We start from the raw sequence: 22,511 nt of genomic DNA on the forward strand, positions 1-22,511 counted from the left end.
TTCTTAAAAATTGTGATACAATGAAGAGAAAGTAGTTCAATGACAGCTTAATCTGTTAGCGGATCATTGGAAAAACCAAATGCGAAGAAGAGGTAGGCATGCTAGAGAAGTGGGAGAAAGTGAAGCAAACCATCAAAAGAATAGGGAAAGAGCTATCGGCTGCCTTTGATTGGGTTTTTGATCGTCTCTTTTCAAGGATCCAGCTGACCAATGAACAGTTTGTCTATGTACTCTTGACCGTCGTTTTTATGGCTGCAAACGCCGTCCTTTGGGTACAAAAGTTCCAAGGCTTTCCGATCACTGCGACGAAACGACCGGAAGTTGTGTACAAGGCAACAACACCGGCTGATCAGATTCCTCATACAGCTCGGATCATGGCGAATGGAGACCAACTCTACCATGATCTGGTCTATATGAGTGCACAAAAAGAAGATGGAAGCTATGATTTTCATGAAAATTATGAGTATGTTAAACCTTGGCTACAAAAGGCGGATCTGGCCTTGGGCGATTTTGAAGGAACGATCGATCCCAACTATTATTTAGCAGGTTATCCCCTTTTTAATGCACCAAGTGAAGTTGTGCCAGCCATCAAGGATGCGGGCTATGATGTCATGGATTTGGGGCACAATCATATCTTGGATTCAGGCCTAGATGGGGTCTATTCAACAGCCAAGGCCTTTGAAGATGCAGGCATCACACCTGTCGGTGTCTACACGCATGAAAAGAGAGGGCAAGCCCCCTTGGTGATCAAGGAAGTCAATGGCATCAAGATTGCTATTCTAGCCTATGCTTACGGCTTTAATGGGATGGAAACGACGCTCACTCCAGAGGAGCAAGCAAATGTCTTGTCTGACCTGGATGAAGAACGGATGAAGGCGGAGATCCAAAAGGCGGAGCAAGAGGCTGATATCACTATTGTTATGCCCCAGATGGGAGTTGAGTACCAGTTGGAGCCGACAGAAGAGCAAAAAGAGCTCTACCATAAGATGATTTCATGGGGAGCTGATATTATCTTTGGCGGGCATCCTCATGTTGTAGAGCCTGCTGAAGTGGTCAATAAAGATGGCCAAAACAAGCTGATCATTTACTCGATGGGGAATTTTCTCTCCAATCAGCGTCTGGAAACCATGGGGGACGTGGAGACTGCCCAGTGGACAGAGCGAGGGGTCTTGATGGATGTGACCATCGAAAAGGTTGGACGCAAGACACGAATTAAGACGGCTACTGCTCATCCAACCTGGGTTAGTCGAACTCCAAAGGGGACCTATTCTCCTGAAGGCTATGACTTGTACAAGTACCAGACCTATATTTTGGAAGATTTTATCAAAGGTGGCAAATACCGCGATAAGCTAGATGAAGAGACCAAGGAGAGAGTGGATATAGCTTACCGAGAAATGAAGGAACACGTTCACTTGGACTGGCCTCAGAGTGGAAAGGAATAAAGTATGGAAGGAAATGTGAACTGGATCCCGCTTGGGATCCTAGGATTGATGGTGGTGATTTGGGCAACCAAATTTCTAACGGCTATCCGCCTCAAGCAAAAGCTGAAAAAAGCTTGGGATGGAGCGCCTTTCTTTCGTAAGAAAGACACGGAAGAAAGTTTGACCGACAGTCTGGCTTATCCAGCTAAGGGAAGGACGATCGATAGCCAAGTGGATGATCAGACCTGGCATGATTTGGCTTTGGATGCTGTCTTTGATCAGCTCAATTACACCCAATCGAGCCTTGGGGCAGAAGCCCTCTATCAAAAGATGCGCCTGCTGGAATTCCAGCCCCAGGACCAGCTTCATGACTTAGAAACCTTCTTTGAAGAACATCCTGACGTGCGGCTCAAGGTCCAGGTCATTTTCAACCAACTGGGCAAGAAAAATCACAACATGGCACGAAGCATTGTCGCAAATCCTGGCAAGCATTATGCAGGTTTGCCTCTTTATATAGCTCTGGCCTGTCTTCCAATCCTCTGTCTCTTTGCCATCCCCTTTGAGCCAGTTGGGGCGATCACCCTCTTGGTGATCAGTGTGGTCTTTAATATCGTCTTTTCAAGTTTGCGCAATTGGTCCAATAAAATCCGTCTGGACAATGTTAGCTATCTGGTCCGCATCTTTGCTTCGGCAGAACGCTTGAGCCATCTAACCTTGCCACAACAAGAAGAACTCAAGCAGGTAGTCAAATCCTTTAAGAAAACGCGGATCCTTGCCAGTGTCTTGCAGAGTCCAACGGGGACCTCTGAGATGGAAATTATTCTCCTCTACCTCAACGTCCTCTTTTTACTCCCGCAGATCGCTCAGGTTTATATTTACAATCAGGTGAAGGCTCATCAAAAAGAGGCCCAAAAACTTCTGGACCTGCTTGGAGAGATGGAAGTTGCTATTAGTCTCTTGCGCCACAAACGGGACCTAGAAGTAGTCTGTCAGCCCGTCTTTACGGAGACGGGTGGGATTGAGGGCGAGACACTTTATCACCCCTTACTTTCTAATCCGATTGCCAATGATGTGCATTTCCAAAAAAATATGGTCATCAGTGGGGACAATGCGTCCGGGAAATCGACTTATTTGAAAACCGTCGCCATCAATGCCATTCTGGCTCAAGGGCTGGGCTTTGCCTATGGAGAAAGCTTGGTTCTGCCTTACGGTCATGTCCTAACGGCTATGGATGTGAGCGACGATATTGAAGTTGGAGATAGCTACTTCATCACCGAAAGTAAAGCTATTTTGCGTATGATTCAGCATTTGAACGAGCCTGGTTTTCACTATTTCTTTATTGACGAGCTCTTTAAGGGGACCAATACCATCGAGCGGATCGGATCAGGCCTTGGAATTGTCCGCTGGTTGGCTGCCCAAAATTGTCTCTACATGATCTCCAGTCATGATATTGAGCTGGTCGCAGCCTCTGGTGAGGTCAATGATAATTACCATTTTGACAGTCGCTATGTGGATGGCAAGATCGTCTTTGACTACCAGATCAAGCCAGGATCGGCCGTAACCAAGAATGCGGTCAATACTCTAGAAAGCTTGCATTATCCAGAGGAGATTACGCAAACAGCCAAGGACTTGATTGACCAGTATGAAGAGACGGGTCACTGGTCTTTGAAAGAAATTGAAAAAGAATGAAAAATGAACGAAGGAGTTTGTGAATGCTTGGTTTAGGGACCTTCTATAATGCCTTAGGGGTTGTATTTGGTGGGCTTTTAGGATTGCTCATTGGTCAACGTTTATCAGAAGATTTTCATGAGACCCTTCTGAAAGTGACAGGAGTTGCTGTTTTTGTCTTGGGTATTGCAGGGACCTTGGAAAAGATGCTGGTGGTGCATGGAAGTCATGTGGAGAGTCACGGCAGTATGATGTTGATTCTGAGTCTAGTAATCGGGACCGTTATCGGGGAACTCTTGAAGATTGAGGAAGGCTTTGAGCGCCTGGGAACCTGGCTGAAGGAAAAGACGGGCAATCAAGGGGATACCAGTTTTGTCGATGCCTTTATGACCACGGCCCTGACCATCTGTATCGGGGCTATGGCGGTAGTCGGAGCTGTCCAGGATGGCTTGACAGGTGACACTTCGACCTTGTTGGCCAAGGCTATTCTGGATATGGTCATTGTTCTGGTCTTGACTGTTTCGAAAGGAAAGGGTGCCATCTTTGCGGTGGTCCCACTAGTGATCTTTCAGGGTGCGATTACGCTGTTAGCCCATTTGATCGCACCGATCATGACTCCACAAGCCCTATCGAATCTATCACTAGTCGGCTCCAGCCTCATTCTCTGTGTCGGGATCAATCTCATCTGGGGTAAACGAATCAAGGTCGCCAATCTCCTGCCAGCAGTGCTGATTGCCATTATTTGGGCTTTTGTTGGGTGAAAAATAGAAGAGGCTGGGACAAAAGTCCTAGCCTCTCAATTGTCTTTGAATTGTCGAGCAAGACGCAGTGGTTGAGTGGGCTCTACTGCGCTGATTTCATCAGCTTTTACAGCCCTACTCAACTGTGCGGAGGTGGGACGACGAAATCGAATTCTAACGAATGACCGATTTCTGTCCCACTCTCTTTTTTACTTGCCCTTGTAGTCTTGTTAGAAAAATGAAGATGCTCCGAAAAAGGAGGGAGTTTTCTTTTTGCAAATATGGGAATTCATTTATGGAAACCCTGATTTTTGGTATGATAGTCGTAATTTCGAATAGGGAGGTTGGAGTTGCCATGAGTGATTTGAATCAGACAGTTGAATTTATTAAAGAAATCGAGAAATTAAAGTCGGTAACAAGGTTTAATAGAACCCTTGATGGACGGTTTGAAAATAGTGCCGAGCATTCCTGGCAGGGTGCCATAGCTGCGATGGTTCTTCAAGATTATTATCCTGAAAAATTGAATATGGAAAAAGTGATTTCTATGTTACTGATTCATGATTTAGGTGAGATTTATGCTGGAGATACTTGGGTGTTTGATGATGAAAAAAAGCTTCATGCTCATGATAGAGAGCTAGAATCTATAGAAAAAACAATGAGTATCCTTCCAGAAGAAAAATATTTACAAATAAAAAATTCTTGGTTGGAATTTGAAAAAGGTCAGAGTCCTGAGGCAAGATATGCAAGAGTGATTGATGCATTGGTACCACTGATCAATCACTTGGAAGTATCAGAAGTAAATTATAATCCCGATCACATTCGTTCAGAGATGGTATTAGAAAAGAAAAAATTTATAAAAAGTGAGTCCAAAGAGTTGTGGAAACTGACGGAAGAGTTGGTTCAGGAAAGTGTAGAAAAGGGATTATATTCATGATATCCCTTAGTCTTTAGTAGCAACTTTTAGACTAAAAGTAAACCACCTGTTTTCACGGGTGGTTTTGACTTGCTTGATCTGTGGTATAATGGGAACAGATAGTTTGCACCCTATGAAAGGGAAAAGGTTAGATTGTATGATTAAGTTGATTGCAACAGATATGGATGGAACCTTATTAGATGAACGAGGAGAGGTGGACCTTCCGCGTCTGGAAAGGCTTTTGGACCGCTTGGATCAAAAAGGGATTCGCTTTGTCATTGCGACGGGAAATGAAATCCATCGCATGCGCCAGCTTTTAGGCCCCTTGGTCAAGCGGGTGACCTTGGTCGTTGCCAACGGAGCTCGGATTTTTGAGAATGACCAGATGGTTTTAGGAAAATTCTGGGATCGAGAATTGGTGGAGGCGGTTCTTGCTTATTTTAAGGGCCGGGAAATTTCAGATCAGTTGGTCGTATCAGCTGTTAATGGGGGCTTTGCCAAGGAAGGAACGGTCTTTACAGAAGTCGAAAAATTCATGCAGCCGGAAGTGATTGAAGCCTTGTACAAGCGAATGAAGTTTGTTCCGGAATTGACAGCCGATTTGTTTGACCAGGTGCTTAAAATGAGCTTGGTGGTTGGCTTGGATCGTATTGATCATGTGAGTCAGGAAGTCCAGCAGGCTTTTGGAGATCAGCTCATGGCGGTTTCGAGCGGTTTTGGGAGCATGGATCTCTTACAAGCAGGCATTCACAAGGCCTGGGGACTGGCTCAATTAATGGAGAAATGGCAGCTTGATGCTAGTCAAGTTATGGCCTTTGGGGATAGCGGAAACGACATCGAAATGCTTGAAATGGTGGGTCACTCCTATGCTGTGGCCAATGCAGAAGAAGCTGTCAAGGCTGTTGCCAAACACCTAGCACCGAGCCATCAAGAAGGCGGTGTCTACCAGGTGATTGAAGAGTATCTGGGATTGACGCCCTGGGAACAAGTGAAAGGAAAGAACTAGATGCTTCCACAACTCTCAAAAGAGCAAGAGAATATTTTAATGACTTACCGAAAGCTCAATCAAGCTCCTTTGAAGGAGCCAGGCTTGATTTTCCTCGGAGACTCTATTGTAGAGTATTTCCCTATCCATGAACTACTCCAAAGTCCGAAATACATGGTCAATCGTGGGGTGCGTGGCTATCGGACAGAACTCCTTCGAACGCATCTAGACGCCCATGTCTTTGGAACGGAGTTGGAGCAGATCTTTCTCTTGATTGGGACCAATGATATTGGAAAAGAAATCCCTCAAAAGGAAACCTTGGACAATGTAGAAGCGGTCTTACAAGCGATCATGCGGGATTTTCCATTGACGAAAATCAACCTGATCTCGGTTCTACCAGTCAGTCAAGAAGAGCGCTACAAGCAGAAAGTCTCTATCCGGTCCAATGAAAAAATTCAGGCCCTCAATCAGGCCTACAGAGAATTGGCCCAAGCCTACCACCAGGTCAGCTATGTCGATGTGTATTCGTCTTTATTGGATGAAGTGGGGCAGTTAGCAGAAGCCTATACGACAGATGGCCTCCACTTAAGTGTGGCCGGTTACCGCATCCTAGCTCAAGCTCTGCAGGAGATAGTATAGAGATAGGCTCTGTAACGGGCAACTAGCGTTAACAGTAAAAGCCATGGTTTACATGGTTTTTGCCTTGTCTATAATTAGAGTTAACCCAATTTTTTATGCATACAAAAAAGCGAGCTTCATGACAAAGCTCGCTTTTTCTGTTATGAAAGAAATAACTTATTTTCTAGTTTCTAGATAAATCCTCTCTCCAAATATCCTTGACAGTCACATCGCCCCAGTTCTTTGGGCTAAAGCGACTAGAGTAGATGGAGGTCCAATCTTTCAGGACTTTATTACGGAGTACGTCATCTGCTTCCTTGCGAATGTCTTCAACAGTCTTTCCATGTTTCGTAAGAAATGCTTCCACTTGAGACTGATGATAATATCTCACATGTTTCTCATCCTGATACCACATAAAGCGTTCTAATTGTTGATTGTTTACATCGTACAGGTACTCTACATTTATAGTTGTCTCTGTATCTGGAATTCTCAAACGCATTTCTACCCCAACTTTCGTCATCCTTTGAAATCCAAAATAAAAATAATAACCTAGAAATTGAATATCATTTGGTAAATCTTCACTTTCATAATCAATAGAATGAATGGAAATTTCTTGAGATCCATTATCGACAATTTTTAAACCTTTTAACTGATAAAAAGCTCGACCATTCCAGAGAAAAGTATAATTATGATAATCACTTTCTTCATAGTATATTTCATCAAAAATATTGTGAATCCGCTGATGCTTATAGTACTGAAAACCAGAAAAGGATAGGCACAAGACTATAAACAGTGAAATTAGTAATTTCTTCTTCATTTTTTCTTATCTCACGTGTCAACTGTTCTGGCAAATTACGGATCTCTCCGTTTACCGATCCACTACTCGCGCTTTAAAGTGGGATGGCTTATCGTCTACATTGGTGATGGTGATGGTGAATTTCTTATTATTCGTGACATCAAAAACTTTTTCACCTAGGTAGGTAACCACAATCCCATCTTCTACCAATTGAATATCCTGCTGATTGTTAGGAATCTCCTTAGAACCATTTTCAGTATCACCTATCTTCACGACCTTATGTCCTTCTACTTCAAATAACACATCACCAAATTGTTCAGACCAAACAGTCATTCCAGATAATTTGATTTTTTGATCATCCTTCTTTTCTAAAATCAATTCCGAGCTATACTCTACCTGGTCCGTATTAGGATAAACTTTCAATTGAACACTTTGACCAGGCTGGAGTGTATAGCTCCCATAAGTAAGGATCGAATAAACAAACCAAACCGCAAATGAAGCATATAATAATCCAATGATCATTCTAGAACGCTTGCTTTTAAAACGACGTAGAAGTAGAATGAGTGTTACTATAAATATCAATGGTGTTATCATTTAATTGTTTTCTTTCTTATAATCATCCATACCATCTTGAATTGCCACCGCATCACCTTCATTGTCTCCATATTGCCCATTAATAAACTTATATCATAATTTGTCCCATTTTGAAATAATTATATTTGTATTCACTTCAAGAATCTTCCGAAAATCCCTTCTAAATTCCATGTAGAAGAGATACGAATGATATAGCAAAAAGCCCAACCAGACAAATCTTCCTTTGAAGATTTGTTTTTTTTAAAACTTTTTGTTGACAAATGTAAATCTCAGGTGTAAAATAGCATCATAAGATTTACAAATGTAGATTTAGAAAGGAGAGGTCATGCAAATTTCCAATGCGGAATGGCGCATCATGAAGATTATCTGGATGGAAGGCAAGCAGACCAGCACGGATTTGATCGCCGTCTTGTCCGAGCGCTTTGACTGGTCGAAGTCGACCATCAAGACCCTCTTGACGCGCTTGGTGGAGAAAGGCTGTCTGACCAGAGAAAAATCTGGCAAAGCCTTTGTCTACTCGGCTTTGTTGAAGCAGAACCAGAGTTTAGACTTGGTGGTTGAGGAGGTGAAAGACAAGGTTTGCTCAAAAAGAATTGTCCAGGTGCTTGAAAACTTGATTCAGGCGAGTGACTTTACGCTTGCAGATCTTAATCAGCTGCAGCAGGTCCTGGAAGAAAAGAAAGCAGAGGCTGTTGAAACAGTCCCTTGCAATTGTATGTAATAGAAAGAAGGAATTTCAATGTTTGGATTGTTAATTAGTATTGTTTGTTTACTTGGGGTTGCTTTTATTGCTTGGTGGTTCTTTGCAGAGCATGAAAAGGTCAGCGGCCAAGCTCGTCAGAAATCAGGTTATCAAGAAATTGAAGTCGAAGTCATGGGGGGCTATTCGCCTGAAACCATTGTCCTGAAAAAGAATGTTCCAGCTCGGATCATCTTTCATCGCAAGGATCCATCTTCATGTCTGGCTCAAGTGATCTTTCCGGATTTTGGCGTTCATGAAGATTTGCCTTTAGGTGAAAAACATGTCATTGAAATTACGCCAGAAAAAGCGGGCGAATATGGGTTTTCATGTGGAATGAACATGATGCATGGTCAAATGATTGTGGAATAAAGGAGTAGGTATGGTAGAAAAACAAAAAGCAGTTGTGGAAAACGGAGTGCAAAAGATCCGTATTACAGCAGAAAAGGGCTATAGTCCCAAAGAATTTCAACTTCAAAAAGGGATCCCTGCTGAAATCACCTTCCATCGGATCAATCCATCCGGCTGTTACAAGGAGATTTTATTTGAAGATCAAGGGATTTTAGAGCCTTTGGAAGTCGGTGTGGATAAGGTGATATCCTTTACCCCGACAGAAACAGGGGACTTTGAGTTTTCATGTGGAATGAAGATGCAAAAGGGTTCCTACACGGTTGTGGAAAAACGCCGTCGTGTCTTAAGTTTACTGGGTCGCTTTTGGATTACTAGTATCTTTACCCTTCCTTTATTGATCTTGATGATCGGGATGTGGGCAGGACTTGTATCCCATCCAGTCAATCGCTGGGGAAACTTTATAGCGACAACGCCGATCATGTTGGTAGCAGGAGTACCTTTTATCAAGAGTGCCTGGGCCTCATTTAAGAAGCACCATTCCAATATGGATACCTTGGTAGCTCTTGGAACCCTGGTAGCCTATGTCTATAGTGTATTTGCACTTTTTACTGGTCAGCCAGTATACTTTGAGGCTGCGGGTTTTATCATCTTCTTTATCCTCTTAGGGCAAATCTTTGAAGAACGGATGCGTAACAATGCCTCCGAGGCTGTGGAAAAGTTGTTGGATTTGCAGGCAAAAACGGCTCAAGTTCTCCGTGATGGGAACTATGTCGAGGTGGCGGCAGAAGATATCCAAATTGATGACTTGATTCGTGTCCGTCCTGGGGAAAAGATTGCGGTTGATGGGACGATTGTAGAAGGAAGTACGACCATTGATGAGTCGATGGTGACAGGTGAAAGCTTGCCTGTGGAAAAATCAGTTGGTGATGCAGTTATCGGCTCCACTATCAACAGCAATGGGACCATTCTCTTTAAGGCTGAAAAAGTCGGTAGTGAGACCCTCTTATCTCAAATTGTGGACTTTGTCAAAATGGCCCAATCCAGTCGTGCTCCTATTCAAGATTTGACGGATAAGATTTCAGGTATCTTTGTTCCAGTGGTGACGATTTTGGCCATTGCGACTTTCTGGGTTTGGTCCGTGCTTCTGGGCGCATCGCTTCAAGAGGCCATGCTCTATGCAGTCTCTGTCCTCATTATTGCCTGTCCTTGTGCCCTTGGTTTAGCAACCCCAACAGCTCTGATGGTCGGAACCGGCCGTAGTGCCAAGATGGGGGTTCTGATTAAAAATGGAACAGTTCTTCAAGAAGTGCAAAAGATTCAAACCGTTGTGTTTGATAAGACAGGGACTATTACCATTGGCCAACCACTTGTAACCGATGTTGTAGGAGATGAAGCGCGTGTCTTGACACTGGCTGCTAGTCTTGAAACTTTTTCAGAACATCCACTAGCCCAAGCGGTGTTATCCCAAGCAGAAGAAAAAGGTTTGGTGTTATCCCCTGTGGAAAACTTCCAAGCGATTGAAGGAAAAGGGGTCCAAGGTCAGATCGACCAGCAGTTGGTGACCTTGGGAAATGGCAAACTTCATGACGGGACAGCGATGGATCCGGAGCTTGAAAAACGGATGGTAGAGTTGCAAGAGCAGGCCAAAACTGTTATCAGTTTGTCTGTGGATGGGCAAGTGATTGGCTTGATTGCCATTCAAGATGCTCCGAAGGCCAGCTCAAAAGAAGCGATCAAAAAGCTCAAAGAACGGGGCTTGAAAACGGTCATGTTAACGGGGGATAATGAACGGGTGGCCCAAGCTATTGCTAAGCAAGTGGGAATTGACACCGTCATTGCTGATGTCCTTCCTCAAGAAAAAGCTAGCGCCATCCAAAAACTGCAAGAAAGCAGTAAGGTAGCCTTCGTTGGAGATGGTATCAATGATGCTCCTGCTCTTTCGATCGCAGATGTGGGGATCGCTATGGGATCTGGAACGGATATTGCGATCGAGTCCGGTGGCATCGTGCTCACGCAAAATGATTTGCTTGGCGTTGTGCGCGCCTTTGACATGAGTCAAAAGACCTTCCGCAGGATCTTACTCAATCTCTTCTGGGCCTCTATCTACAATATTCTTGGGCTTCCAATTGCTGCCGGAGTCTTTGTAGGACTGGGATTGACCCTCAATCCAGAACTAGCAGGTCTTGCCATGGCCCTTAGTTCTTTGTCTGTTTTGACTAGCTCTCTGCTTCTCAATGTTGTGAAAATTGATTAGACTCAACAAAAAAAGTGGTACAGAATTCATTTAAGATTCTGTACCACTTTTTTATCTTTTCTTACAGCCACAAGGGAAAACGGAAGCATATATTTTATAACAAAATATCCTATTATAAGATAGTTTGTGAAAATTTATCAAATTCGGCATCTGTTATGTAATAGGGATTGAGCATCTCTGAGCAGATCCTTATACATGTGAATCTCTTTGTGATAAATTAGTACTGTAATCGTTTTGTAAATCGTTTTCATGAGAATAGTCAGAATAAATTCATTTTCAAGACGAGCTTTGATCGCAAAGATGAAGTAGAAGCGCTGTGCTTCATTTTTCAGGATCAAATTAGAAATAAAGGAGAGTTAGAATGACTCAAGGGAAAATTACTGCATCTGCAGCAATGTTGAACGTATTGAAAACATGGGGCGTAGACACGATCTACGGAATCCCATCAGGAACACTTAGCTCATTGATGGATGCTTTGGCTGAAGACAAAGATATCCGCTTCTTGCAAGTTCGTCACGAAGAAACTGGTGCTCTTGCAGCGGTTATGCAAGCTAAATTTGGCGGCTCTATCGGGGTTGCAGTTGGTTCAGGTGGACCTGGTGCGACTCACTTGATCAATGGTGTTTACGATGCAGCGATGGATAACACTCCATTCCTTGCGATTCTTGGATCACGTCCAGTGAATGAGTTGAACTTGGATGCCTTCCAAGAATTGAACCAAAACCCAATGTACAACGGTATCGCTGTTTACAACAAACGTGTAGCTTACGCAGAACAATTGCCAAAAGTCATTGACGAAGCTTGCCGTGCTGCCGTTTCTAAAAAAGGTCCAGCTGTTGTTGAAATCCCAGTAAACTTCGGTTTCCAAGAAATCGACGAAAACTCATACTACGGTTCAGGTTCATACGAACGCCGCTTCATCGCTCCTGCTTTGAACGAAACTGAAATTGACAAAGCAGTTGAAATCTTGAACAATGCGGAACGCCCAGTGATCTATGCTGGTTTCGGTGGAGTTGGTGCTGGTGATGTCATCACTGAATTGTCTCGTAAAATCAAAGCACCAATCATTACGACTGGTAAAAACTTCGAAGCTTTCGAATGGAACTACGAAGGGTTGACAGGTTCTGCTTACCGTGTTGGTTGGAAGCCAGCCAACGAAGTGGTCTTTGAAGCAGACACAGTTCTTTTCCTTGGTTCAAACTTCCCATTTGCTGAAGTTTACGAAGCCTTCAAGAACACTGAAAAATTCATCCAAGTGGATATTGACCCTTACAAACTTGGTAAACGTCACGCCCTTGACGCTTCAATCCTTGGTGACGCAGGTCAAGCAGCACAAGCGATCCTCGACAAAGTGAACCCAGTTGAATCTACTCCATGGTGGCGTGCAAACGTGAAGAACAACCAAAACTGGCGTGATTACATGAACAAACTCGAAGGTAAAACTGAGGGTGAATTGCAATTGTATCAAGTTTACAATGCAATCAACAAACATGCTGATCAAGACGCTATCTATTCAATCGACGTAGGTGACACTACTCAAACATCTACTCGTCACCTTCACATGACACCTAAGAACATGTGGCGTACATCTCCACTCTTTGCGACAATGGGTATTGCCCTTCCTGGTGGTATCGCTGCTAAGAAAGACAATCCAGATCGCCAAGTATGGAACATCATGGGTGACGGTGCATTCAACATGTGCTACCCAGACGTGATCACAAACGTTCAATACGACCTTCCAGTTATCAACGTTGTCTTCTCAAATGGTAAATATGCCTTCATCAAGGACAAATACGAAGACACAAACAAACACTTGTTTGGTTGTGACTTCACAAATGCTGACTATGCGAAAATCGCTGAAGCTCAAGGAGCTGTTGGATTTACAGTTGACCGTATCGAAGATATCGATGCAGTCGTTGCAGAAGCTGTGAAACTCAACAAAGAAGGTAAGACAGTTGTGATCGATGCTCGCATCACACAACACCGTCCACTTCCAGTAGAAGTACTTGAGTTGGATCCAAAACAACACTCAGAAGAAGCCATCAAAGCCTTCAAGGAAAAATACGAAGCAGAAGAACTCGTACCATTCCGCCTCTTCTTGGAAGAAGAAGGATTGCAATCACGCGCAATCAAATAATTCCTCTCGTCGAAAATCAAAGATAAATTTGTAGACTTCTTTATTAGGTTGCTGCCGACGATTCCATCATTGAAACTGTAATTTTCAATGATGGAATCTAGTGCGGAGCCTAGAAAAAGTCCCAAAGGATTTTTCGTAGTTTGATGAGCAAGGATTTGCCATCAAACTTGGTTCCGCCTTGTTTATTCTTTGATTTTCTTAGAGAGAAACATAAAAGACCGGAGTTATTCGGTCTTTTTCTGGAGGATAGTAAATGAATTTAAATCAATTGGATATCATCGTTTCAAATGTTCCTCAAGTCTGTGCTGAATTGGAGCATATCTTGGATAAAAAGGCGGACTATGTTGATGATGGTTTTGCTCAGTTCACGATTGGCAGTCACTGTCTTATGTTCTCACAAAGCCATTTGATACCTCTGGAAAATTTTCAGTCAGGAATCATCCTACACATTGAAGTTGAAGATTTGGAACAGAATCAAAAGCGTTTGAAAGAATTAGGGATTGAGATTTTACATGGGCCAGTTGTAACTGATTGGGGAACCGAATCCCTATTAGTTGAAGGCCCTGCTGGTCTAGTCATTGATTTTTATCGTATGAAATAGGACGCTAGTCATTTGAAGTTAACCATAATGATTCTTAAAACAGAATATGAGAATATGAACTATTAAAAGATCGGAGCCATCCGGTCTTTTTCTGTTGCGCATGTATAGGAGTTTTCTTAGAATAGTATCAGTTTTTCCTAGGATCTTGTAAGACTTTCGGGTTAAAGAGGGATATAATAGAACTATCAAATCAAGTGAGGTAGAGAGATGACCGATAAACTTCAATTTCCAGATGGTTTCCTTTGGGGTGGGGCGACGGCTGCCAACCAGTGTGAGGGGGCTTATAAGGAAGATGGCCGTGGCTTGGCCAATGTGGATGTGGTACCGATTGGGCCTGATCGTCATGCGATTATTACGGGTCAGAAAAAGATGTTCGACTTTGAAGAGGGCTATTTTTACCCGGCTCAAGATGGTATTGATATGTACCACCGCTACAAGGAAGATATTGCGCTCTTTGGAGAAATGGGCTTTAAAACCTATCGCTTGTCCATTGCCTGGTCACGGATTTTCCCACAAGGAGATGAATTGGAACCAAACGAAGCGGGTCTCCAGTTCTATGAAGATCTCTTTAAGGAATGTCACAAGTATGGCATTGAGCCCTTGGTGACCATTACCCACTTTGACTGCCCCATGCATTTGATTACTGAGTATGGAGGCTGGCGTAACCGCAAGATGTTGGACTTTTATGAACGTCTCTGCAGAACGCTCTTCACTCGTTACAAGGGCTTGGTCAACTACTGGCTGACCTTTAATGAGATCAATATGATCCTTCATGCACCTTTTATGGGAGCGGGCCTCTGCTTTGAAGAAGGGGAGAATGAGGAACAAGTCAAATACCAGGCGGCTCACCATGAGTTGGTTGCTTCAGCCATTGCCACTAAGCTGGCCCATGAGATTGATCCGAACAACAAGGTTGGCTGTATGCTGGCAGCAGGGCAAAACTATCCCCATACCTGTGCTCCGCGAGATGTCTGGGCTGGTCTAGAAGAAGACCGTAAGAACTATTTCTTCATCGATGTGCAGGCGCGTGGGGAATACCCAAACTATGCCAAGAAAGAGTGGGAGCGTCAGGGAATCACAGTTGAGATGACCGAACAGGATCTGCAGTTGTTGAAAGAACATACGGTGGACTTTATTTCCTTCTCCTACTATGCTAGTCGGGTCGCTTCGGGTGATCCAGCTGAAAACGAAAAAACAGCGGGCAATATCTTTGCCTCTCTGAAAAATCCCTACCTAGAAAGCTCGGAATGGGGCTGGCAGATTGACCCTCTTGGTCTCCGCATTACCCTCAATACCATCTGGGATCGTTATCAAAAGCCAATGTTTATCGTGGAAAATGGGCTTGGAGCAGTGGATACTCCAGATGAAAATGGCTATGTAGCTGATGATTACCGGATTGACTACCTGGCCGCCCATGTCAAGGCCATGAGAGATGCCATCTATGAAGACGGCGTCGTCCTCTGGGGCTATACGACTTGGGGCTGTATTGACCTGGTCTCTGCCGGGACTGGAGAAATGAAGAAGCGCTACGGCTTCATCTATGTTGATCGGGACAATGAAGGAAAAGGAACCTTAGCCCGGTCGCGCAAGAAATCCTTCTATTGGTACAAAGAAGTCATTGCGACCAATGGAGCTTCTGTTAATTAAAAGTCTCCTCTAGAGCTAAACCATCTTCTGGATGACTCTCTGGCAGCAAACTAAAAAGCTTAGAATTCCAACCACAAGTTGGGGTCCTAAGCTTTTTGTATGTAGTTAAGGCAAGTCCTTACTGATTTACTGGTCGTAATCTAAGACATTGTTTTCGATGACAAACTTAGATTCAGCGGTAATGCTAGCTTCTCCTAGTTGCAACTGCGAACTTCCGTCTGGTTTCATGATGTGCCACTGACCGTCCTTGTGGGCAAAGATAGCCTGAAATGTGACGTTATGACTCTTGTCTCGAATAGGTAGAACAAATGCTTGATCAGTATTCTCTAAGAGAATCTCTTCTTTTTTTTCAAAGTTATAGATATAAAATTGCCCAGTTCTTTGTCCCAAACCATGAAGTTCATCGACTTTTTGCCACTGCTCAAACTTATTCTGAACAAGGGATTCATTATAAATCTTGTTGAAGTTTTCGTTCCGTTTCTTCGTTTCTTCCTCGTCTAGTGTTTTCTGAAACTCTGCAACCTTTTTAGTCGTTTGAATGGTTTGTCTGTTTTGCTCCCTGATTTGCTGGTGGTGGATGACTCGCATCATTCTTGCAGCAACGCCCAGGATGACGAGGATGGATACAAGGCTGATTTTAGTTTTAGCATTATTTTTCATAAACTGGTCTCCCTATTTTGTCATTGGTCCTATTATACCCTTTGAAAGAAAGGATAGTCAAGTTCATCTTGTGGTGACCTAACATGCAGAATTGTAGGGGTACTATAGGATTTTATCAGATTTTCATTGACGAAGGTCCCTTTATTTGATAGGCTAGAGGAATAGAAATGATTTGGAGTTCAAAGGAAAAAAGGAGTGAGGCAAGTGGCACGGGTTTTATTAATTGAGGATAATAGTGATATCCAAGAAATTTTGTATAGTCTCTTAAGTGAAGACCATGAAGTCCTTCAGGCTTTTTCAGGTACAGAAGGGCTGCGGCTTTTCCAGCAAGAAGCCATTGATTTGGTTCTTCTCGATATCATGCTTCCTGGGAAAAATGGCGATCAGGTTCTGGAGGAGATCCGTTTGCAGAGTCAAGTGCCGATCATCATGATGACCGCTCTTGGAGACAAACACCTCATTAGTCAGTATCTCCTTGCAGGTGCCAATGATTATATCGTCAAGCCCTTTAATCTGGACGAAGTGGCAGCTCGGGTGACGGTGCAGCTGCGAAATCAAATGACGGTAGCACAGGAAGCTCAAGCGTCGCAAAAGCTTTCCTTTAAAAATCTAGTCCTGAATCCAGAAAGCTTTGAACTGGAGTCTGGAGCAAAAACACTTCGATTGGGCAAAAAAGAATTTCAAATTTTTGAAACTTTATTGGCGCATCCAAAGAAGATTTTTACCAAAGAAGAATTGTATGAGGCGGTCTGGGAAGAAGTATATCTGCCTGGAGACAATACGCTCAATGCCCAGTTGAGCAACCTCCGAAAGAAAATTGCTCAGCTTGATCCAGATGAGGACTATATTGAAACCGTCTGGGGCTTGGGAGTTCGCTTGAAAGGATACCAGTAATGTGGGGATTGGTTCTAGTTTTAGTCGTCCTTGTCCTTCTCTTGGGACTGGGCTATGTTCGCTTGCTTTCTTCCTTAGAGGATTTGCAAGAACAAATCCAAAAGAAGCTCCAAAATGGGAGTGGGGTAAGGTTAACGTCTCGTGTTTCAAAAAAAGAATTGGTCGCCTTGACCAAGCAGGTCAGTGATCTCTTTGACCAAATCGAGCGGACCAATCGGATTGCCTTTCAAGAGAAGAAGACCTTGGATATGGCCATCAGTAATATTGCTCACGATATTCGGACGCCTTTGACCATTGCTTCGGGCTATACCCAACAAATTATCAAGAGCGGGACGCAAGAAGAGGAAAAACTGAAGAAAATTGCTTCCAATCTCCAAGTCGTCTCAAAACGCTTGGAATCTCTCTTGGAATACAGACGCTTGATGGAGGGAGCCATTCAGCCTCGGCTTTCAGACGTTAATCTCAGCCAAGTCCTAACCCAGCAGTTGTTCCAGTATTATGATAGCTTGTCTGAGGCGGGGATTGCCTTAGAGGTAGAGTTAGAAGAACATCTCCATTATGCTACCGATCCGGAGCTTTGGGAGCGCCTCTTGCAAAATATGCTCAGCAATGTTCTCAAGCATGGAAAGGATCAGGCGCGGTTGATCCTGACTTCTGATGAGGAGAAGATTCGGGTCGAGCTGCGCAATATTGTGCAACAACCGATTCAGCACTTAGACCAACTGGCTAGTCGATTCTACTCAGAAAATCTATCGGATACAGAAGAGTCTTCTGGCTTGGGGCTCTACATCATTCAAAATTTTGTAGAGATCTTAGGGGGCGACTTGCAACTGGCGACAGAGGCAGACTGGTTTATCTTAACCATTACACTAAGAAAAAAGGCTTAAGCAGTGCTCAAGCCTTTTTTTATAAATCTTTGTGTTTAAAGGTAGCGAGTCCCAAGAAGCCGAAAACAAGGATGAAGCCAAGGGCAATCGAGAGGGTGTTGGTTGTTGCTGTCGTACTTTGGACCATGGAATATTGGAATTCCAAGTTTAGATAGTGGAAAATATCGATGTCTTTAAAGAAGAGCGCAGGAAGGCTTAAGAAGATATTTCCAACGAAGTAGCCAACGAAGGCCAAGGTGATGGATTGGCTGGCGTAAAGGAGGAAGGAAATAATGCTGACCCAAGCCAAGGTGGAGAGGAACTGAATCAGAAGGGTCAGTCCAAAATGAGCGAAGAAGTGTTCTGGCATGGTGCCAAGTCCATTGTAGAGGGTCGCAATCAAGAAGACGAGACCATAAGAAACAAGAAATTGGAAAAGAGCAATGGTCAGAACAACGGCACTTTTGGCAAAGTAGTAGCTGGCACGAGAAACGCCATAGGCCAGACTATTCTTGTATAAGTTTTGTGTTAAGTCTGTTCCCAGGACCAAGGTGATGACAATAATGGTAAAGAGAATCGTCACACTGATGCTGGAGGAGTAGTTGGTCAAGGCTTTAAAGCCCGTCCAAACTTCTGTCGCTTGGGGTAATTTGGATTCCGTATTGACACCAACGTGTCCGCTAGCTCCAAAGATGACTCCAGATAGGATATTGAGAACGAGAATGGCTTCTGTAATCCAAAAGCCTTTGGAGCGAAAAAGTCTATAAAAATCTGCTTGAATGGTATGCAACATGATAAATCTCCTAAATGAAATGTGTGGGATAAGTAATACAAGACGGTGGGTTGACTAGTCTACCAAGTCTGTAAAGAATTTTTCCAGATCTTGGCGGGCATAGTAGATTTCGTCCACATCAATATCTGCTTGAACGAGAGCTTTGACAATGACTTTAATATCGTGAGTCTGGCCAAAGACATGGATTTCTCCATCCTTATCGATGACTTTGATACGGTGATGGAGTTGATCCTGGATCAGTTGACTCGCAAGGGCTAGCTGGCTGGTCTTGAGGATGATGTAGTCTTCACCTTGCTCTTCGAATTCAGCCTTGCTAATTTCTTTGATTAGGCGTCCTTGGTCGACAATACCAAAGCGATTGGCAACCAGATAGAGTTCAGAGAGGATGTGACTGGAAATGAGGATGGTCATGCCGAGTTCATCGTTGAGGCGCTTGATCATCTGACGGAATTCCTTGATTCCGACTGGATCGAGACCATTGATGGGTTCATCTAGAATGAGGAAGTCGGGCTTGGCAATGAGCGCGATGGCAATTCCCAACCGTTGTTTCATCCCCAGTGAAAAATCACGGAATTTCTTTTTCCCAGTATTGTTCAGGCCCACATAGTTCAAGGTTTCTTTGATGACCTGGTCGGGATTCGGAATATGGCGTGCCTTGCAATAGTAGACTAAGTTTTGGTAGGCGGTCATATGCTTGTGAGCCACGGGGCTCTCAATGACGGATCCGACACGTTTCAGGGCTTGCGTCCACTGGGAGCGATTTGTAGAAGCAAAGAGAGAGACGCTTCCGTCCGTTTCTTGAATCAGCTGGGTGATAACTTTGATGAGGGTGGTTTTCCCAGCTCCGTTCTTACCGATCAGGCCGTAGACGTCGCCTTTGCGAATGCTCAGATTCACATCATTTAAGGCGTATTGTTGACCAAATTTTTTACTCAAATGGGAAATTTCTAATACTTTTTCCATATTTTTCTCCTTCGTCCAAATGACTAGTTGTTTTCTTTACACTCTTAGTATACAGCTTGCTTTTCAAATAACTATCAAGCAATTCTCAAATATTTCTAAAAAAACGACTAACCTTTTAAAAGTTAGTCGTTACTTGTAGTTTAAGTTTTCTAGAGGCTTTCCTTAAGTGAGGACGAACGTCAGCGAACTTCGAAGAAGTTCCATGACTTAGTTTTGAACCTAAAGTTTCAAAACTCCCGAGTCCTTGAAATATCACTATTTCAAGGACTTTTATCACGGCGGAAAGCCTCAAGGTATTCATGAGTAACTTTAGAAAATAAACATTTCTTTAAATTTTTTGATTTTTTACGTTATGTAACATGAAAAAGACTTTATCTACATTAAGAGCAACTGTTTTTAAAGCTAGCCTCTTTAAATTCACCAACAAACTCCTTGATGGCTTGCGCGAATTCATAGGGTTTCTCTGTATTGAGTAGATGCCCTCCGTCTGCGATTTCTTGATAGCGACCTTTGGACAGGAGTTTTGTCAACTTCTTAGAAGAGGTCCGATTGGCCCAGTCTCTACTTCCGCATACGACTAGGGTGGGAAGAGGGCAAGCTTTAGCGGTATCGGTTAGATTGAGTCCTTTTAATTCGGTCAAGATTCGAAGCATCTGTTGTTTATTAGCATCTTGCTTTTCAAAGAAGTGCTTGGGAAGCAGACGAAAGAGAAGGATCTGCAGCCGATAGAGAGGATTGGTGGTGAGTTTGTATTGTGTCCCTGCAAGGACTAATCCCTTGAGTTGCGGGAAGTCTTGATTAGAGAGATCAAGGGCGAGAACACCCCCTAGTGAGAGTCCTACCAGAATAAAGGGTTCGCACTCCTGCTGGAGGCGTTCTATCAGCCTTTCTTTGACCTCCTGATAGCTTTCGCTTGGATGAGAGAAAATATCAAAAGTTTTGGAGTGCAAGGGAGAAAGAGTATACTGAACCCCTTGCCAAGAGAGGACGTCCTGCCCTAGTCCATGTAAAAAAATGAGTTTCATCATGAGTCCTTTCCTTGAAAATCGAGCTCGTAGAGACCACGGAGAGCATTGCAGGCATAGACTCTGTCAGCAAGTGCTAAATCCTTCAGCGTCAAGAGTTTTTCTTCCACCTGCTGGGTCTCAAGAAGATGGCGCCGGTAGATGCCATCTAATAAAGGAAGATGAGCTGGTGGGGTATAGAGCTTGCCCTTGATTTCAAGGACGAGATTACCAATGGTCGTTTCAAGCAGGCTGCCATCAGGCAGATAGAAGATCTGCTCGTGATGCTTCGCTTCTAGATGAGCTCGCTGGCTAGTCTTGAAATAGGTAAACGGAGTTGCTAGATCAAGCTTTTGTTCGGTCAATTGGGCCTGCAGATAGCTAGCTGGCAAGTCTGTTAGCTCGGTGATCGTCAGCTGGATGATCCCATTTTTTTGCAAGGCGATTCGACAACGATAGTCAAGGCTAGGATCTACATGAACGAGTTGTTCTTGAAGTTCTTTCAGGAGTTTTGGCTCATTAAAAGGATAGGCAAAGTAGCGGCTGGCCTCTCTCAAACGGGTCAGGTGTTGCTCCAGGAAAGTCAGCTCTCCTTGATGGATGCGACCGGTCGTCAGGAGCTCAAATCGAGGCTCTTGTCGGTAGAGAACAGCTGACTTTTGCTTGGTTTCCTGGTATTCGCCTTCCCATGTACTATCCCAAGTGATGCCACCACCAACGCCATAGATAGCTTTGGTGCCTTGTATTTGAAGGGTCCGGATGGCCACATTAAAAATCCGTTTCCCTCTTGGAAGAAGGATCCCAATCGTGCCACAGTAGACGCCTCGAGGAGCGATCTCTGTCTGTTGGATGATTTCCATAGTAGAAATCTTCGGTGCGCCTGTGATCGATCCACAAGGAAAGAGAGCCTGGAAGGTTTGGACTAGGTCTACTTCTGGGCGCAAGCGGCTTTCAATGGTCGACGTCATCTGCCAAACGGTGGAGTATTGCTCGACCTGGCAGAGGCGGGTCACCTGCTCACTTCCAATTTCCGAAATCCGATTCATGTCATTGCGCAGGAGATCCACAATCATCATGTTTTCCGCCCGATTTTTGGGGTCTGCTTCTAGCCAGGCTGCCTCTTTGAGATCCGCTTGGTTAGTGAGACCGCGACGAGTCGTTCCCTTCATGGGGCGCGTGGTCAATAGACGATCTTCTTGTTCAAAAAAGAGCTCAGGACTAATGGAGAGGATAGCGACATCATCGTGCTGGATGAAAGCATTGTAATGGGCCTTCTGCTCCACCACTAGTCGGTTGTAGATGGCGAGAGGATCCACCTTTAGCTCTTGAGAAAGCTGGACGGTGTAGTTGACTTGGTAGGTGTCTCCCTGGCGGATGTGGTGATGGATGGTCTTGATGGCTTCTTGGTAGGCAGGAGCCTCGACCTCTTCCTTCCAATTGGCTGGAAGGTCCACAGCCCCGTAGTCCTCTGGAAATGGAAGGGTTTCGACCTCTTCGTGGATAGTAAAATAGAGGAGATACTCTCCCATGAGGGGTGCAGGGTGGACGGCTAATTTTTTCTCAAAAGCAGGAGCGGCTTCATAGCTGACATAGCCAACAGCATAAAAACCAGCCTCCTGATAGGCTTCTACCTCTCTTAGAAGTGCCTCTACTTGGTCGATGTCTCTGGTTTTTAATTCTTTTATGGGCTTGGTGAAAATATGTCGCAATCCAAGTTCTTTAAAATCAATAATCGTTTGTTTGTGCATGCTTTGAGTATATCAAAAATAGAGGAAAAAAGGTAGCTCAGGATGCAAGATTCCTTGCTTAGCCTATTTTTATTTTACCATCTTATCATTGTTTTATTTTCTTGCCCTTGAATAGCAAG

At 43.9% G+C, this 22,511-nt stretch carries 21 protein-coding genes; 14 read left to right on the forward strand and 7 right to left on the reverse strand.

What is annotated here, in order from left to right:
• Positions 1-98: 98 nt before the first annotated feature.
• The 6 genes from JX304_RS08675 to JX304_RS08700 all read left to right on the forward strand — a co-directional run bounded on the left by JX304_RS08675 (position 99) and on the right by JX304_RS08700 (position 6,366).
• Positions 99-1,442, forward strand: a complete 1,344-nt coding sequence (locus JX304_RS08675) for a CapA family protein (RefSeq protein WP_205012119.1) — start codon at positions 99-101, stop codon at positions 1,440-1,442.
• Between the two features lie 3 nt (positions 1,443-1,445).
• Positions 1,446-3,110 (forward strand): MutS-related protein, encoded by a 1,665-nt coding sequence (locus JX304_RS08680; RefSeq protein WP_205012121.1) that lies wholly within the window; start codon positions 1,446-1,448, stop codon positions 3,108-3,110.
• Between the two features lie 23 nt (positions 3,111-3,133).
• Entirely contained in the window at positions 3,134-3,850 is a 717-nt protein-coding gene (locus tag JX304_RS08685; RefSeq protein WP_205012123.1) for a DUF554 domain-containing protein, read from the forward strand.
• Between the two features lie 334 nt (positions 3,851-4,184).
• Positions 4,185-4,763 carry an HD domain-containing protein gene (locus JX304_RS08690; protein ID WP_205012219.1) on the forward strand — a complete coding sequence of 193 codons (579 nt, stop codon included), beginning with the start codon at positions 4,185-4,187 and terminating at the stop codon, positions 4,761-4,763.
• A gap of 136 nt (positions 4,764-4,899) precedes the next feature.
• A complete protein-coding gene (locus JX304_RS08695) occupies positions 4,900-5,748 on the forward strand; it encodes a Cof-type HAD-IIB family hydrolase (protein WP_205012125.1) in 849 nt (282 codons plus the stop codon).
• Positions 5,749-6,366, forward strand: a complete 618-nt coding sequence (locus tag JX304_RS08700; RefSeq protein ID WP_205012126.1) for an SGNH/GDSL hydrolase family protein — start codon at positions 5,749-5,751, stop codon at positions 6,364-6,366.
• Positions 6,367-6,529: 163 nt separating this feature from the next.
• Here JX304_RS08700 and JX304_RS08705 read toward each other — a convergent pair whose 3' ends face one another.
• Positions 6,530-7,162, reverse strand: coding sequence for a TipC family immunity protein (locus JX304_RS08705; RefSeq protein ID WP_205012128.1), 633 nt, complete (start codon positions 7,160-7,162; stop codon positions 6,530-6,532).
• A 51-nt stretch (positions 7,163-7,213) separates the two neighbouring features.
• The gene (locus JX304_RS08710) at positions 7,214-7,735 is read right to left on the reverse strand and encodes a hypothetical protein (RefSeq protein WP_205012129.1); all 522 of its coding nucleotides are present in this window, start codon (positions 7,733-7,735) and stop codon (positions 7,214-7,216) included.
• Positions 7,736-8,060: 325 nt separating this feature from the next.
• Here JX304_RS08710 and JX304_RS08715 point away from each other — a divergent pair, with 325 nt between their 5' ends.
• From JX304_RS08715 to JX304_RS08740, 6 genes are all read left to right on the forward strand, one after another.
• Positions 8,061-8,456 (forward strand): CopY/TcrY family copper transport repressor, encoded by a 396-nt coding sequence (locus JX304_RS08715; protein ID WP_205012130.1) that lies wholly within the window; start codon positions 8,061-8,063, stop codon positions 8,454-8,456.
• A gap of 18 nt (positions 8,457-8,474) precedes the next feature.
• A complete protein-coding gene (locus tag JX304_RS08720) occupies positions 8,475-8,846 on the forward strand; it encodes a cupredoxin domain-containing protein (RefSeq protein ID WP_187538784.1) in 372 nt (123 codons plus the stop codon).
• Positions 8,847-8,856: 10 nt separating this feature from the next.
• Positions 8,857-11,079, forward strand: a complete 2,223-nt coding sequence (locus JX304_RS08725) for a heavy metal translocating P-type ATPase (RefSeq protein ID WP_239649427.1) — start codon at positions 8,857-8,859, stop codon at positions 11,077-11,079.
• 361 nt (positions 11,080-11,440) lie between these two features.
• Entirely contained in the window at positions 11,441-13,216 is a 1,776-nt protein-coding gene (gene spxB / locus JX304_RS08730) for a pyruvate oxidase (RefSeq protein WP_205012132.1), read from the forward strand.
• A gap of 253 nt (positions 13,217-13,469) precedes the next feature.
• The gene (locus tag JX304_RS08735) at positions 13,470-13,817 is read left to right on the forward strand and encodes a VOC family protein (RefSeq protein ID WP_205012133.1); all 348 of its coding nucleotides are present in this window, start codon (positions 13,470-13,472) and stop codon (positions 13,815-13,817) included.
• 207 nt (positions 13,818-14,024) lie between these two features.
• Positions 14,025-15,464 carry a 6-phospho-beta-glucosidase gene (locus tag JX304_RS08740; protein WP_205012134.1) on the forward strand — a complete coding sequence of 480 codons (1,440 nt, stop codon included), beginning with the start codon at positions 14,025-14,027 and terminating at the stop codon, positions 15,462-15,464.
• A 126-nt stretch (positions 15,465-15,590) separates the two neighbouring features.
• Here JX304_RS08740 and JX304_RS08745 read toward each other — a convergent pair whose 3' ends face one another.
• On the reverse strand, positions 15,591-16,124 hold the full coding sequence (locus JX304_RS08745) for a hypothetical protein (RefSeq protein ID WP_205012137.1): 534 nt from the start codon (positions 16,122-16,124) through the stop codon (positions 15,591-15,593).
• Positions 16,125-16,328: 204 nt separating this feature from the next.
• Between JX304_RS08745 and JX304_RS08750 the strand changes: the two genes are divergently transcribed.
• Together JX304_RS08750 and JX304_RS08755 are read left to right on the forward strand one after the other, a co-directional pair.
• Positions 16,329-17,018 carry a response regulator transcription factor gene (locus JX304_RS08750; protein ID WP_205012139.1) on the forward strand — a complete coding sequence of 230 codons (690 nt, stop codon included), beginning with the start codon at positions 16,329-16,331 and terminating at the stop codon, positions 17,016-17,018.
• Positions 17,018-17,905 carry a sensor histidine kinase gene (locus tag JX304_RS08755; protein WP_205012140.1) on the forward strand — a complete coding sequence of 296 codons (888 nt, stop codon included), beginning with the start codon at positions 17,018-17,020 and terminating at the stop codon, positions 17,903-17,905. Before JX304_RS08750 ends, JX304_RS08755 begins: the two co-directional genes overlap by 1 nt.
• Before the next feature lie 19 nt (positions 17,906-17,924).
• On the opposite strand, the gene JX304_RS08760 is transcribed toward JX304_RS08755, so the two are convergent.
• From JX304_RS08760 to pabB, 4 genes are all read right to left on the reverse strand, one after another.
• Positions 17,925-18,677 carry an ABC transporter permease gene (locus tag JX304_RS08760; protein ID WP_205012142.1) on the reverse strand — a complete coding sequence of 251 codons (753 nt, stop codon included), beginning with the start codon at positions 18,675-18,677 and terminating at the stop codon, positions 17,925-17,927.
• Between the two features lie 54 nt (positions 18,678-18,731).
• Positions 18,732-19,640, reverse strand: a complete 909-nt coding sequence (locus tag JX304_RS08765) for an ABC transporter ATP-binding protein (RefSeq protein WP_205012144.1) — start codon at positions 19,638-19,640, stop codon at positions 18,732-18,734.
• A 380-nt stretch (positions 19,641-20,020) separates the two neighbouring features.
• Positions 20,021-20,665 (reverse strand): alpha/beta fold hydrolase, encoded by a 645-nt coding sequence (locus JX304_RS08770; protein WP_205012220.1) that lies wholly within the window; start codon positions 20,663-20,665, stop codon positions 20,021-20,023.
• Positions 20,665-22,392, reverse strand: a complete 1,728-nt coding sequence (gene pabB / locus JX304_RS08775; protein WP_205012146.1) for an aminodeoxychorismate synthase component I — start codon at positions 22,390-22,392, stop codon at positions 20,665-20,667. Before pabB ends, JX304_RS08770 begins: the two co-directional genes overlap by 1 nt.
• Between the last annotated feature and the right edge of the window lie 119 nt (positions 22,393-22,511).

Origin of the sequence: Streptococcus parasanguinis, assembly GCF_901875555.1 — a bacterium.
Lineage (GTDB): Bacteria > Bacillota > Bacilli > Lactobacillales > Streptococcaceae > Streptococcus > Streptococcus parasanguinis_H.

What these genes read in the sequence shown, in the direction of transcription:
- JX304_RS08735 (WP_205012133.1), top strand. Translation starts at nt 13,470, where the DNA reads ATGAATTTAAATCAATTGGATATCATCGTTTCAAATGTTCCTCAAGTC.
- JX304_RS08685 (WP_205012123.1), top strand. Translation starts at nt 3,134, where the DNA reads ATGCTTGGTTTAGGGACCTTCTATAATGCCTTAGGGGTTGTATTTGGT.
- JX304_RS08720 (WP_187538784.1), top strand. Translation starts at nt 8,475, where the DNA reads ATGTTTGGATTGTTAATTAGTATTGTTTGTTTACTTGGGGTTGCTTTT.
- JX304_RS08690 (WP_205012219.1), top strand. Translation starts at nt 4,185, where the DNA reads ATGAGTGATTTGAATCAGACAGTTGAATTTATTAAAGAAATCGAGAAA.
- JX304_RS08760 (WP_205012142.1), bottom strand. Translation starts at nt 18,677, where the DNA reads ATGTTGCATACCATTCAAGCAGATTTTTATAGACTTTTTCGCTCCAAA.
- pabB (WP_205012146.1), bottom strand. Translation starts at nt 22,392, where the DNA reads ATGCACAAACAAACGATTATTGATTTTAAAGAACTTGGATTGCGACAT.
- spxB (WP_205012132.1), top strand. Translation starts at nt 11,441, where the DNA reads ATGACTCAAGGGAAAATTACTGCATCTGCAGCAATGTTGAACGTATTG.
- JX304_RS08740 (WP_205012134.1), top strand. Translation starts at nt 14,025, where the DNA reads ATGACCGATAAACTTCAATTTCCAGATGGTTTCCTTTGGGGTGGGGCG.
- JX304_RS08755 (WP_205012140.1), top strand. Translation starts at nt 17,018, where the DNA reads ATGTGGGGATTGGTTCTAGTTTTAGTCGTCCTTGTCCTTCTCTTGGGA.
- JX304_RS08700 (WP_205012126.1), top strand. Translation starts at nt 5,749, where the DNA reads ATGCTTCCACAACTCTCAAAAGAGCAAGAGAATATTTTAATGACTTAC.
- JX304_RS08765 (WP_205012144.1), bottom strand. Translation starts at nt 19,640, where the DNA reads ATGGAAAAAGTATTAGAAATTTCCCATTTGAGTAAAAAATTTGGTCAA.
- JX304_RS08745 (WP_205012137.1), bottom strand. Translation starts at nt 16,124, where the DNA reads ATGAAAAATAATGCTAAAACTAAAATCAGCCTTGTATCCATCCTCGTC.
- JX304_RS08680 (WP_205012121.1), top strand. Translation starts at nt 1,446, where the DNA reads ATGGAAGGAAATGTGAACTGGATCCCGCTTGGGATCCTAGGATTGATG.
- JX304_RS08705 (WP_205012128.1), bottom strand. Translation starts at nt 7,162, where the DNA reads ATGAAGAAGAAATTACTAATTTCACTGTTTATAGTCTTGTGCCTATCC.
- JX304_RS08715 (WP_205012130.1), top strand. Translation starts at nt 8,061, where the DNA reads ATGCAAATTTCCAATGCGGAATGGCGCATCATGAAGATTATCTGGATG.
- JX304_RS08675 (WP_205012119.1), top strand. Translation starts at nt 99, where the DNA reads ATGCTAGAGAAGTGGGAGAAAGTGAAGCAAACCATCAAAAGAATAGGG.
- JX304_RS08725 (WP_239649427.1), top strand. Translation starts at nt 8,857, where the DNA reads ATGGTAGAAAAACAAAAAGCAGTTGTGGAAAACGGAGTGCAAAAGATC.
- JX304_RS08695 (WP_205012125.1), top strand. Translation starts at nt 4,900, where the DNA reads ATGATTAAGTTGATTGCAACAGATATGGATGGAACCTTATTAGATGAA.
- JX304_RS08710 (WP_205012129.1), bottom strand. Translation starts at nt 7,735, where the DNA reads ATGATAACACCATTGATATTTATAGTAACACTCATTCTACTTCTACGT.
- JX304_RS08770 (WP_205012220.1), bottom strand. Translation starts at nt 20,665, where the DNA reads ATGAAACTCATTTTTTTACATGGACTAGGGCAGGACGTCCTCTCTTGG.